This window comes from Dysosmobacter sp. Phy (assembly GCF_054476235.1).
This window is the reverse complement of the sequence record NZ_CM136997.1, coordinates 359838-372716: the sequence shown is the minus strand read 5'-3', so window position 1 is coordinate 372716 and position 12879 is coordinate 359838. Positions and strand designations below refer to the sequence as shown.

Here is a 12879-nt window from a genome sequence, read left to right as displayed (position 1 = left end):
AAACGGCGCAGATTTATTTCCCGGCGTACTCCCGCAGTATCAGCTCCGTGGCGCCGCCGTCGGGGGAGCGGACCAGCCGCTTCACCTTTGGATGGCCTCGGTACTCGGCATCCAGAAAGTCCCGCAGGGCGGTGCCGCCGTGACAGCCGTGGATCAGCCGCAGGCGGTAAGTGCCGCCGCCTGCCCGGCGCAGCAGGGCGTCCACGGTGATTTTGGCCTGATAGGTGTTTTTCCCGTGGAGGTCCGCCGTGATGACCCCGGGACCGGCGTCAAAGACCCGCATATCCGGCACCCCCTCTCCCGCTTCCGGCCCGCTGCGGCGGGCCCGTTTCTCTGATTGTAACACGGGGGTGGATGTGATACAATGCAGAAAAACGCAAGGAGGCGCACCATGGCAGTTTACACCGAGACAAAAACCTATCACACCAAGGCCCACATGGGTATGATCGACGTGACGGAGGACTTCCAGCACGCGGTGACGGAGGCCTGCCGCCTGCACGGCATCTCCGCCGGCATCATCACCGGCTTCACCACCGGCGGCGTGGCGGGCCTGACCACGCTGGAGTTCGAGCCGGGCATCGTCCACCACGATCTGAAGGAGGCCCTGGACGTATTCTCTCCTTATCTGGATGAGCATGGCCGCGTGATCCCCTACCAGCACCACAACACCTGGCACGACGACAACGGCTCCTCCCATATCAAGTCTGCCCTGCTGTCCCCCTTCATCACGGTGCCCTTTGTAAATGGAAAGATCACGGTAGGCCCCTGGCAGAACCTGACGCTGGTGGAGTGCGATACCCGGGACCGGGTCCGGGACATCGTGTTCCAGGTCATGGGGGAGTGAGCTGCATTTTTGCACATTGACGAAGAAAACCCGGAAAAACAGCTTGCATTTTGTGCAGGGTTGTGGTATCCTACCTCTGCTGCTGTAAATGGCATTGCCGCTTTAAAGGGGCAAATAGTAAAGGAGGCCGCGACATGGACAACCGGCTGGAAAAGAAATACGGACTGCCCACCGCCGTGTGCATGGTGGTGGGCATCGTCATTGGCTCCGGCGTATTTTTCAAGGCGGAGACGGTGCTGAACAAAACGGGGGGCAACATGCCGCTGGGCATTTTGGCCTGGGGGATCGTGGGTGCCATCATGATCATCTGCTCCTACGTATTCGCCACGATGGCTACCCGGTATGAGAAGGTCAATGGCCTGGTGGACTATGCCGAGGCCACCATGGGCCGCCGGTACGCCTATAACGTGGGCTGGTTCATGGCGGTGCTGTACACCCCCTGTCTGGTATCAGTGCTGGCCTGGATCTGCGCGCGGTACTTCTGCGTGCTGATCGGCTGGCAGGACCGGATTACCAGCGGCGCCTGCATGACCATCGCGGCGCTGTTTTTGTGCCTGGACTATACGCTCAACGCGCTCTCTCCCCGGCTGGCGGGCAAATTCCAGGTGTCCACCACCGTCATCAAGATGGTGCCCCTGGCGCTGATGGCCCTGGTGGGCACGGTGATCGGCCTTGCCAACGGTCATATGGCGGAGAACTTCGCCACCATGTCCACTGCCTCTATCTCCACCGGCCAGGGCCTTATGGCCTCCACTGTGGCGGTGGCCTTTGCCTACGAGGGCTGGATCCTGGCCACCTCCATCAATGCCGAGCTGAAGGACGCCAAGCGCAATCTCCCCCGGGCGCTGATCCTGGGCTCCTTTATCGTGGTGGCCACCTATATCCTCTATTATATCGGCCTCAACGGCACCGTTACCACCGAGGAGCTGATGGCCAGCGGCGAGGCTGCCGCCAAGATGGCCTTCCAGCGGCTGCTGGGGCCCGTGGGCGGCGTGGCGGTATTCGCCCTGATCGTGGTGTCCTGCGCGGGTACGCTGAACGGCCTGATGCTCTCCTGCTGCCGGGGAATGTACGCCCTGGCTGTCCGGGGGGAGGGCCCCCGGCCGGACCTTTTCTCCCAAGTGGACCCGGTGACCAACATGCCCACCAACTCCGCCATCGTCAGCCTGGGGCTGGACGCGGTCTGGCTGCTGTTCTTCTACGGCGCCAACCTGGACAGCGGGTGGTTCGGCCCCTTCTGCTTCGACAGCTCCGAGCTGCCGATCATCACGCTGTACGCCATGTATGTGCCCATGTTCATCCAGTTCATGCGCAAGGCGAAGGATCTGAATGGCTTCCGCCGCTTCGTGATGCCGGCCCTGGGCCTTTGCGGCTGCGGCTTCATGGTGTATGCCGCCTTCGCCGGCTACGGCAAAACGGTGTGGTTCTACCTCATCATCTACGCCGTGGTCATGGTGGTAGGCAACCTGCTCTACCGCCGGAAAGCGGATTGATCCGTAAAATTTTCAGAAAAAATTGGCTGGTTTGCCCCTTGACTTTCCGCGCAAGATGGGATATCATGCCCCATAGACAAAAGGGAGTAGCTGGCACAGCAATGTGTATCCAATGGCGTCAGTACGGGTGAAAACCCCGCTTTTGGATGGAAACGGCGAGACTTTTGCATCAATGCGGTGGCATTGGCGCAAAAGCCTCGCCTTTTTGATTGCCGCCGGGAAAGAGGGAAGCTATGGAAGGGAAAAAGGAGTTTTGGCAGCGCAGCCGGGTGGAGCTGTTCCGGGATCTGGAGAGCTCTGAAAGCGGCCTTACCGCCGACCAGGCCGCCAGGCGGCTGGAGCAGTACGGCCCCAATGAGCTGCGGGAGGAGGGCCGCAAGAGTGTGGCGCGGATCTTCCTGGAGCAGTATGCGGATTTTCTGGTGATCATTTTGATCCTGGCGGCGGCGGTGTCCGCGGTGCTGGGGGATGTGGAGAGCACCATCGTCATTCTGGTGGTCATCACCATGAACGCCATTTTGGGTACGGTCCAGACCGTGAAGGCCACGGCCTCCCTGGACAGCCTCCGGCAGATGTCCGCCCCCACGGCCAAGGTCCTGCGGGACGGCCATCTCATCCAGATCCCCGGCCGGGACGTGGTGCCCGGCGACGTGGTGGCCCTGGAGGCCGGCGACGCGGTCTGCGCCGACGGGCGGCTGCTGGAGTGCGCCAGCCTCAAGTGCGCTGAGAGCGCCCTGACCGGCGAGAGCCTGCCGGTGGAGAAAGAGTTGGGTGAGATCGCCGGGGAGGTGCCCCTGGGCGACCGGAAGAACATGGTGTTCTCCGGCAGCTTCGTCACCTACGGCCGGGGGCAGTTCCTGGTGACCGGCACCGGCATGCACACGGAGATGGGCAAGATCGCCGCTCTGCTCAAGAGCACCGAGGAGAAGAAAACGCCCCTCCAGGTGAGTCTGGACCAGTTTGGCCGCAAGCTCTCCATTGGCATTTTGATCATCTGCGCCGCGATTTTTGCCGTTAGCGTCTTTTTGCGCAAGGAGGATGTGGTCAATGCCTTCGTCTTTGCCGTGGCCCTGGCGGTGGCGGCCATCCCCGAGGCTCTGAGCTCCATCGTCACCATCGTCCTCTCCTTCGGCACCCAGAAGATGGCCCGGGAGAATGCCATCATCCGCAAGCTCCAGGCAGTGGAGGGCCTGGGCAGCGTGTCTGTGATCTGCTCCGACAAGACCGGCACCCTGACCCAGAACAAGATGACTGTTAAGGCCCTCTATACCGGCGGCAAGATCATCCGGGCGGAGGAGGCGGACTTCCGCGATCCCGTTCAGGAGCCCCTGCTGCGGACGGCTCTGCTGTGCAGCGACGCCACTGTGGATGAGCACGGCGAGGTGGGCGATCCCACCGAGACGGCCCTGGTGCGCCTGGGCGAGGACTACGGCTTCGACGAGCTGGCCACTCGCAGCAAGTGGCCCCGGATCACAGAGATCCCCTTTGATTCCGACCGGAAGATGATGTCCACGGTCCACCAGCTCTCCGGGGGCCTTCTGATGGCCACCAAGGGCGCCGTGGACGTGCTGCTGGACCGGTGCGTCATCTCCGATGAGGAGCGGGCCCAGGTGGAGGCGGCCAACGAGCGCTTCTCCAGCCAGGGGCTGCGGGTCCTGGCCTTCGCCTGCCGGACGGTGACGAGCCCCGCCGTCAGCCTGGCCGATGAAAACGGACTGACGCTGCTGGGCCTCATTGCCATGATGGATCCGCCCCGTCCGGAGTCCAAAAAGGCCGTGGCGGAGTGTATCGCCGCCGGTATCCGGCCCATCATGATCACCGGCGACCACAAGGTCACCGCCGCTGCCATCGCTAAAGAGATCGGCATTTTGACCGAGGGCACCGAGGCGGTGGAGGGCGCTGTTATCGACAAGATGAGCGACGAGGAGCTCCAGGCCTTCGTCCCCAAGGTCAGCGTCTACGCCCGGGTGTCCCCGGAGCACAAGATCCGTATCGTTCGGGCCTGGCAGGAGCGGGGGAGCCTGGTGGCTATGACCGGCGACGGCGTCAACGACGCCCCGGCATTGAAGCAGGCGGATATCGGCGTAGCCATGGGTGTCACCGGTACGGAGGTGGCCAAGGACGCCGCCGGCATGGTGCTGACGGACGATAACTTTGCCACCATCGTCCAGGCGGTGAAGAACGGCCGCAACGTCTACGCCAACATCAAGCGCTCCATCCAGTTCCTGCTCTCCGGCAACGCCGCCGCCATCATCACGGTGCTGTACGCGTCGCTGCTGGCCCTGCCGGTGCCCTTTGCGGCAGTGCACCTGCTGTTCATCAACCTGCTGACCGACTCCCTGCCCGCCATCGCCCTGGGCCTGGAGCCCCACACCGACGCCGTCATGCGGGAGAAGCCCCGCCCCCGGGAGGAGGGCATCCTGACCCGGGACTTCCTCACCAGCGTGGTGGTGGAGGGCGCGGTGATCGCTGCCGCCGTCATTACCGCCTTCCATCTGGGGCTCAGCGCCGGCGGCGCGGCCCTGGGCAGCACCATGGCCTTTGCCACGCTGTGCCTCAGCCGCCTGTTCCACGGGTTCGACTGCAAGTCCGTCCGGCCGGTGTTGCTGACCCGGCGGTTCTGGGACAACCGCTTTTTGCTGGGCGCCTTTGCCGTGGGCGTGGTGCTGCTGGGTGCAGTGCTGCTGATCCCGCCTCTGGAGCCGCTGTTCCAGGTGGCGGCACTGTCCGCCGGTCAGGTGGGCATCATCGTGGGACTGTCCTTCGGCAGCATGCTGGTGATCCAGCTGCTCAAAGCTCTTCTGCACGGAAAACGTGCGTAAATCTTCTGAAAATTGCCGGCCGGAGGGGATTTCCCCTCCGGCCGGTGCCGCTTTTTCAGGGGCTTCCCTTTTTGGCGGTTTTTGCGTATAATAAGGGTAAAAGAGGAGGCGGGGCCGTGATCAATTCCACACTGTGCTATCTGGAGCGGGGGGACGAATACCTGATGCTCCACCGGGTCAAGAAAGCCCGCGACCTCAACCGCGACAAGTGGATCGGCGTGGGCGGCAAGTTCCTGGAGGGGGAGAGCCCCGAGGACTGCATTCTCCGGGAGACCTGGGAGGAGACGGGCCTGACCCTGACCGATTACCGCTATCGGGGGCTGGTGACCTTTGTGTCTGACCAGGCGCCCACGGAATACATGCATCTGTTCACCGCCACCGGCTGGACCGGCACGCCCCACCCCTGTGACGAGGGGGAGCTGGCCTGGATCAAAAAGGCGGACCTGCGCAGCCTCCCCATGTGGGAGGGGGACAAGATCTTTCTGGACCTGCTGGACCGGGATGTGCCCTTTTTCTCGCTGAAGCTGTGCTACGAGGGCGACCGGCTGACCGGTGCGGTGCTGAACGGCAGCGCGCTGCGCTGAAGAGCGGACAAGAGGAGGAGACGACATGAGCGGAAAGCTGTTGCTGTTCGGGTTTGACACGCTGCCGGCGGTGCTGGCGGTGGAGTCCGCTGTGGGCCCCCTGGGGGCTGAGGTGGTGCCGGTGGCAAAGGCGGACTACAACAAGACCCTAGCGGTGCTGGCGGGACTGGACGACGATCCCGGGGCCGCCCTGCCCTATGCCGGCGGGCCTCTGGGAGGACGGATGCTGGTGCTGTGCGGCCTGGAGGACCGGCTGGACGCCCTGCTGCCGGCCCTGGCCGGGGCGGGCGCGGGGCCGGAGTGCCTGAAAGCGGTTCTCACGCCCCACAACCGCAGCTGGAGCGTCCTGCGGCTCCACCGGGAGCTGCTGCGGGAGCGGCAGGCCATGGAGGGCCGGGCATGAGGCTGCTGATCTCCGCGTGCCTTTTGGGTTGCCGCTGCCGGTACGACGGGGCCTCCAAGGCCCACCCTCTGGCGGCGGCCCTGGCGGAGCGGCATGATCTGGTGCCGGTGTGCCCCGAGCAGCTGGGGGGCCTGGCCACGCCCCGCCCCCCTGCCGAGCGGCGGGGCGAGGCGGTTGTGACCGCCGCCGAGCTGGATGTGACAGAACAGTACCGCCGGGGTGCGGAGGAGGCGCTGACCCTGTGCCGCTTTTTCGGCTGTGAGGCCGCGGTGCTGAAGGAGCGCAGCCCCTCCTGCGGCCACGGGCGGATCTATGACGGTACCTTCACCGGCACATTGACCGCCGGGGACGGTGTCGCAGCGGAACTGCTGGCAGCTCAGGGGCTGGCGGTATATGGAGAATCCCAAATATCCGAACTGCTGAAATGACGAGGTCATACCACCTCGTCATTTTTTACAATTTTCTGCCGAGATTTTATGGGGCTCTCATGGAAAACCAGACTTGCAAAGGGAAGGAGGCTTCTGTATAATGAGGCAAATGACGGAGGAGGGAACACCATGCTGGCTTATCATCACCTGACGGCGGATCGGGCGGCGGTGTCCTCTTATTCCCATTTTCTCTTTTGACCGGCCAGGGGGCCGGTATTTTTTTGCCCGTGTTGTGAGAAGAGAACCCAATGAGTGAGAGGAGAAAACAAATGAACGAAAAAACTGCCGCTTCCCAGGCCCCCATCCGGGACGCCCGAACCCTGGGCGTGCCCAAAATGCTGATCCTGGGCCTCCAGCATATGTTCGCCATGTTCGGCGCCACGGTGCTGGTGCCCATCCTGGTCCAGAGCTACGGTCTGCCCCTGTCCATCCAGACCACGCTGTTTTTCGCCGGCTTCGGCACCCTCTTTTTCCATGTGTGCACCCGGCTGAAGGTCCCCGCCTTCCTGGGCTCCTCCTTCGCCTTCCTGGGCGGCTTCCAGGCCATGGCGGAGATGGACGCCGGCATCTACGCCACCATGGAGGCCTCTGAAAAACTCCAGTACACCTGCGGCGGCATTGTGGTGGCGGGCCTTCTGTATGTGGTGCTGGCCCTGGTCATCAAGGCCGTGGGCGTCCACCGGGTCATGCACTACCTGCCCCCCGTGGTCACCGGCCCCATCATCATCCTGATCGGATTGAACCTGGCCCCCTCCGCCGTGTCCAACGCCTCCACCTGCTGGTGGCTGGCCCTGGTGGCCATGGCCATCATCATTGTGGCCAATATCTGGGGCAAGGGCATGATCAAGATCATCCCCATCCTGCTGGGCGTGGTGGGGTCCTATGTGGTTGCCCTGGTGGCCGGCATGGTGGACTTCTCCGGTCTGGCGGACACCACGCTTCTCAGCGGCATGAATCCCATCCTGGGCTTCCAGCCCTTTGTGACGAATTTCGGCGGAAGCGTGGCGAAGTTTGATATTTCCGCCATCCTGGTCATGGCTCCCATCGCCATCGCCTCCATGATGGAACACATCGGCGATATGTCCGCCATCTCCGCCACGGTGGGCGAGAACTTCATCGAGGACCCGGGCCTGCACCGGACCCTCATCGGCGACGGCGTCGCCACCTCCCTGGCGGGCCTCTTCGGCGGCCCCGCCAACACCACTTACGGCGAGAACACCGGCGTGCTGGTGCTCTCCCGGGTCCACGATCCCCGGGTGGTCCGGCTGGCCGCCATCTACGCGGTGGTGCTGTCCTTCTCTCCGGCCTTTGCCTATCTGGTCAACACCATCCCCGCGGCCATCATCGGCGGCGTCAGCTTCATCCTTTACGGCATGATCTCCGCCATCGGCGTGCGCAACGTGGTGGAGAACCAGGTGGACTTCACCAACTCCCGCAACCTTATCATCGCCGCCGTCATCCTGGTGTGCGGCCTGGGATTCAGCGGAGGACTGACCTTCCACGTGAGCGGCGCCTCCATCACCCTGACCTCTCTGGCCATCGCCGCCATCGCCGGCATTGTTCTCAACGCCATCCTGCCCGGCAACGACTTCCACTTTGGCAAGACCGCGACCTCCGACACCGCCGCCTCCCTGGGCCGGTATTGATCGGAAAATCTTCCCGTCTCCGGAGACCGCGGCCTCCGGAGACGTTTTTTGGAGAAAACAGCAAAAAATGCAGGTTTCCGGTTGACTTTTTTCCAATATTTTATATAATGTACAAGCAACTGAATCCATGATAGAGGCGCGGGCTTCAAAAGTACCGCCTCCCGACGGCAGGACACCGGGGAGGAGGGGAAAGGGGAGACCGCCGAGGCTTCGCTCCGTTGCCTGGCGGAGAGGGGCCGGGCCGCCGGAGAACATCCGCCGGACTGTCACCCCCAAGGTGGAGCGCTGTCATGACCCGTGGGAACCATATCGTGCCTGCGTGAAGCCATGATACCTTCATGGCTTCATTTTTTTGTGTAAGGAGAGAGAAAACATGAGACATCATCTGCGGCGACTGCTGCCCCTGCTGGCGCTGGTGCTGGTGCTGTGCGCGGCCATGGCCGTTCCGGCGGCGGCCAGCGATCCCACCGAGGAACCTGGCACCAAAATGATCGAGTGCCCCGACTGCGGCGCCTCCGGCGCCTGTATGGACTGCTACGGACTGGACCCGGAATGTGAAAGCTGCGGCGGCGAAAATGTCTGCGCCGCCTGCGGCGGCACCGGCTATGTGGAGTCCCCCAGCCATTTTTACAATACCTTCTGGGCTTTGGTGCCCCCCATCATTGCCATCGCCCTGGCGCTGATCACCAAGGAGGTGTATTCCTCCCTGTTCATCGGCATCCTGGCCGGCGGCCTGCTGTACTCCAACTTCTCCTTTGAGGGCACGGTCCTCCACGTGTTTGAGGACGGCATCGTCTCGGTGCTCTCCGACGGGTACAACGTGGGCATCCTGGCCTTCCTGGTGATCCTGGGCACTCTGGTGTGCCTCATGAACAAGGCCGGTGGCTCCGCCGCCTTCGGCCGCTGGGCCCAGCAGCACATCAAGACCCGGGTGGGCGCGCAGCTGGCCACCATCGTCCTGGGCATCCTGATCTTCATTGACGACTACTTCAACTGCCTGACCGTGGGCAGCGTCATGCGGCCGGTGACCGACAAGCACCGGGTCTCCCGGGCCAAGCTGGCCTACATCATCGACGCCACCGCCGCCCCGGTGTGCATCATCGCCCCCATCTCCTCCTGGGCCGCCGCTGTGGCGGGCTTCGCCGAGGACGGCCAGGGCCTGAACCTGTTCATCCGGGCCATCCCCTTCAACTACTACGCCATTTTGACCATCGTCATGATGGTGGGCATGGCCCTGATGAAGACCGAGTTCGGCCTCATGAAGAAGTTCGAGGACAACGCCCGGGAGACCGGCGACCTGTTCTCCGGCCCCAATCCCTACGCCATGATGGACGAGGAGATGGAGGAGGACAAGGGCCGTGTGCTGGACCTGGTGCTGCCCATCGTGGTGCTGGTGATCTGCTGCGTCATCGGCATGATCTACTCCGGCGGCTTCTTCTCCGGCGCCAGCTTCGTGGACGCCTTCTCCGGTTCCGACGCCTCCGTGGGCCTGCTGCTGGGCTCCGCCTTTGCCCTGGTGTTCACCGTCGTGTACTACATGGTCCGCCGGGCCATGTCCTTCCGGGACATGATGGGCTGCATCCCCGAGGGCTTCAAGGCCATGGTGCCCGCCATTTTGATCCTGACCTTCGCCTGGAGCCTCAAGGCCATGACCGACTCCCTGGGCGCCAAGTACTTTGTCCGGGACTTTGTGTGGAGCAGCGCCGCCGGCGTCCAGATGCTGCTGCCGGCCCTGGTGTTCGTGATCGGCTGCCTGCTGGCCTTTGCCACCGGCACCAGCTGGGGCACCTTCGGTATGCTGATCCCCATTGTCCAGAACGTGTTCCCCATGAACAACCCCCTGTCCATCGTGTGCATCTCCGCCTGCATGGCCGGCGCCGTGTGCGGCGACCACTGCTCTCCCATCTCTGACACCACCATCATGGCCTCCGCCGGCGCTCAGTGCGACCATGTCAGCCATGTGTCCACTCAGCTGCCCTACGCCATCACCGCCGCGGCGGTGAGCCTGGTCAGCTACATCTTCGCTGGCTTTGTGCCCAACGCCGTCATCGCCCTGCCGGTGTCCGTGGTGCTGATGCTGCTGACGCTGCTGGTGATCCGCAAGCTGGCCGGAAGAGCGGCCTGAGATCCCGCTGAAACAGGAAAAAGGAGCCGCCCTCTTAAGAGGGCGGCTCCTTTGCACATCGTCAGGCGTTGGGCTCCAAAGGCTGCACCGAGTAGTGCAGGGAGGCGGGGGAGTGGGGGTACTGGCGGCCGAATGCCCGGATGATCCGCTCGCAGACTCTGCAGCTGTTTTCGTAATTGGCCTGGGGCAGCATCAGGATGTACTGGGAGATACTGCAACGGGCGGCGATGTCGCCCTTTCGGAGGCTGGTGCGGATCAGCTCCTGGAGATTTTCCATGCACCGGTCCAGGCTCCGCTTGGGCAGCTCCTGGTTTTGATCGCCGGTGACGGAGAGCAGGCAGATATGGACCGCGTCACCGCTGCGGGCTACGGCCCGGGCTTCGGCGTGGTAGAGGACCTTGAAAAAGTCATAGTCGCAGAACAGCGCACCGGCGCTTCCCTCCGGCTCCCGCAACTGCTCCCGGAGCGTGATGATGGACACCGCCTTGTCATTGACGGTGCGCATGGCCTCCCGGTAGATGGCCCGGGTCTCGTCGGAGGGCATGATGCCGAAATTGTCAAAGAGCAGCTGACTCATGTCCTCGTAGACAGAGATGACCTCCTGCTGCCGGCCCAGGGTCAGCAGATCCTGCATCAGGTGCTGATAGAGCAGCTCATTGTAAGGCTCCACCACCACACTCTTGCGGCACAGCTCCGCTGCCTCCTCCAGGCGGCCGCGGCCCTCCAGCAGGGGAAGGACCTCCTGGACGGTCCGGATGTATAAATTGTGGAAGTAGGCGGAGATGGGCACCACCCAGGGTTCCGCCGACAGCTTGGGCAGAAAATCGCCTCCGTACAGAGCAAGGGCCTGGAGATCGGTCTCGAGACGGGCCTCCTCGTCCTCCTCGGACGCGCCCTTACGGCAGAGCGCCTCAAAATCGTCGGTATCCAGAGAAAAGGGGACCTCTTGGTTCCAGGCGTAAGTACCCTCCTGCCGCACAATGAGACTGTGTCCGGCGGAGCTGTCCAACTGATTGAGCAGGGAGCGCACCCGATGGAACATGGTTTTCAGCGCGTTGATGGGGTTGGAGCTGCGCTCCTCCTCGCCCCACAGAAGATCCGCCAGTTCCTCCTGAGAGATGGAACGGTTGCGGCAATAGATCATGTAGGCCATCAGCAGCCAGACTTTTCTGGAACGGTTATCGCTGTCGTTGATCTCTTTTCCGCCCAGGCGGATCGAGAAGCCGCCCAGCATCCGCACCTGCAGATCCGGGATCTCCATATGCCATCCCTCCTCTCCTGCTGGAAACTGATACGAGCAGATCAATATGGACATACGGATAGAATTATATAGTACAAGATACCACAAACCCCCGGGTGATGCAATGGAAAAAGCGTAAAAGTTACGTCAAAATGCAAAAAATGCGGAGGAATTCGAAAAAGTACTTCACTTTTTCCGGGGAACCTGCTATACTAAAACAGAATGAGACAGTCTGCCCCGGAGGGGCGGAAAGGAGAATCCCCTATGAAAAACTGGAAATTACGGGCGCTTGCGCTGTTGCTGCTGCTGTCCATGGCTCTGACCGGCTGTGCCGCCGGCACGGAAACCGAAGCGGCGGCCGGAGAAGAGGAAGCCTGGATCGACAGCGTGACGCTGGAAGAAGTGGATCTGGAGGACGAGGCGGTGGCCCTGGCGGCCTCCGCGGCTATCCCGGACACCATGCAGCCGGTGGCCTCCGGCACCCAGGTGAAAAAGAGCGATAAGGCCGTTATCGACTACTCCAACACCAGGGACGGCTATGTGATGGTCCAGTACACCGCTTCCACCAGCAAGCGGCTGAAGGCCCAGGTGAAGGGGCCCACCACTACCTATACTTATAACCTTACTGCCGGGGAGTGGGAAGTGTTCCCCCTGTCTGACGGCAACGGCTCCTATCAGGTGATCGTCTACGAGAACATCTCCGGCACCAAGTACTCCACGGTGACCTCCGTCAGTTTTCAGGTGACGCTGACGGACGAATTTGCGCCCTTCCTGCGGCCCAATCAGTACGTGGATTACGGCGTGGCCCCGAAGACTGTGGCCAAGGCGGCGGAGCTGACCGCAGGCAAGACGGATCCCCTGGCCAAGGTCCAGGCCATCTATGAGTTTGTGGTAAAGAACCTCACCTACGACAAGCAGCTGGCGGCCACGGTCCAGAGCGGCTACCTGCCGGTGCTGGATACCGTGCTGGCCAAAAAGACCGGCATCTGCTTCGACTATGCGGCGCTGATGACCGGGATGCTCCGCAGCCAGGGCGTGCCCTGCAAGCTGGTGGTGGGCTACGCCGGTACCGCATATCATGCCTGGATCAGCGTCTGGTCCGAAAAGACCGGCTGGGTGGAGGGCGTCATCTACTTCGACGGCACCTCCTGGCAGCGGATGGACCCCACCTTCGCCTCCAGCGGCAAGCAGAGTGCCTCCATCATGCAGTATATCGGTGACGGCAAGAATTACACGGTGAAGTATCTCTACTGACTTTTCCCCTTTACGGATCGACAGATTTGCATTAAAATAG

The 12879-nt window shown here is 62.6% G+C and carries 11 protein-coding genes and 1 riboswitch; of the genes, 9 read left to right on the top strand and 2 right to left on the bottom strand.

From position 1 onward, the window contains the following. Positions 1–13: 13 nt before the first annotated feature. On the bottom strand, positions 14–346 hold the full coding sequence (locus tag ACVDHE_RS01745; RefSeq protein ID WP_458885413.1) for a Smr/MutS family protein: 333 nt from the start codon (positions 344–346) through the stop codon (positions 14–16). Positions 347–391: 45 nt separating this feature from the next. Here ACVDHE_RS01745 and ACVDHE_RS01740 point away from each other — a divergent pair, with 45 nt between their 5' ends. The 8 genes from ACVDHE_RS01740 (at position 392) to ACVDHE_RS01705 (ending at position 10345) form a co-directional block, all read left to right on the top strand. Next, the gene (locus ACVDHE_RS01740) at positions 392–844 is read left to right on the top strand and encodes a YjbQ family protein (protein WP_213039181.1); all 453 of its coding nucleotides are present in this window, start codon (positions 392–394) and stop codon (positions 842–844) included. Positions 845–978: 134 nt separating this feature from the next. Further along, entirely contained in the window at positions 979–2337 is a 1359-nt protein-coding gene (locus tag ACVDHE_RS01735) for an APC family permease (protein WP_213039180.1), read from the top strand. Positions 2338–2570: 233 nt separating this feature from the next. Beyond that, positions 2571–5159: a cation-translocating P-type ATPase gene (locus tag ACVDHE_RS01730; protein WP_458885412.1), complete on the top strand. Its 2589-nt coding sequence runs from the start codon at positions 2571–2573 to the stop codon at positions 5157–5159. A 116-nt stretch (positions 5160–5275) separates the two neighbouring features. Continuing rightward, positions 5276–5743: an NUDIX hydrolase gene (locus ACVDHE_RS01725; protein ID WP_458885411.1), complete on the top strand. Its 468-nt coding sequence runs from the start codon at positions 5276–5278 to the stop codon at positions 5741–5743. Positions 5744–5768: 25 nt separating this feature from the next. Further along, complete coding sequence (locus ACVDHE_RS01720) at positions 5769–6146, top strand: DUF3783 domain-containing protein (RefSeq protein WP_458885410.1); 378 nt, start codon at positions 5769–5771, stop codon at positions 6144–6146. Continuing rightward, positions 6143–6574, top strand: a complete 432-nt coding sequence (locus tag ACVDHE_RS01715; protein ID WP_458885409.1) for a 2-thiouracil desulfurase family protein — start codon at positions 6143–6145, stop codon at positions 6572–6574. Before ACVDHE_RS01720 ends, ACVDHE_RS01715 begins: the two co-directional genes overlap by 4 nt. Before the next feature lie 269 nt (positions 6575–6843). Next, a complete protein-coding gene (locus ACVDHE_RS01710; RefSeq protein ID WP_458885408.1) occupies positions 6844–8220 on the top strand; it encodes a uracil-xanthine permease family protein in 1377 nt (458 codons plus the stop codon). Between the two features lie 123 nt (positions 8221–8343). Then, a riboswitch (Lysine riboswitch) is annotated at positions 8344–8516 on the top strand. Between the two features lie 77 nt (positions 8517–8593). Next, positions 8594–10345 carry a Na+/H+ antiporter NhaC family protein gene (locus ACVDHE_RS01705; protein WP_458885407.1) on the top strand — a complete coding sequence of 584 codons (1752 nt, stop codon included), beginning with the start codon at positions 8594–8596 and terminating at the stop codon, positions 10343–10345. A 61-nt stretch (positions 10346–10406) separates the two neighbouring features. Here the strand turns inward: ACVDHE_RS01705 and ACVDHE_RS01700 are convergent, their stop codons facing one another. Then, positions 10407–11606 (bottom strand): BTAD domain-containing putative transcriptional regulator, encoded by a 1200-nt coding sequence (locus ACVDHE_RS01700; RefSeq protein WP_418724987.1) that lies wholly within the window; start codon positions 11604–11606, stop codon positions 10407–10409. A gap of 243 nt (positions 11607–11849) precedes the next feature. Here ACVDHE_RS01700 and ACVDHE_RS01695 point away from each other — a divergent pair, with 243 nt between their 5' ends. After that, positions 11850–12839: a transglutaminase-like domain-containing protein gene (locus ACVDHE_RS01695; RefSeq protein WP_213039172.1), complete on the top strand. Its 990-nt coding sequence runs from the start codon at positions 11850–11852 to the stop codon at positions 12837–12839. Positions 12840–12879: the final 40 nt, after the last annotated feature.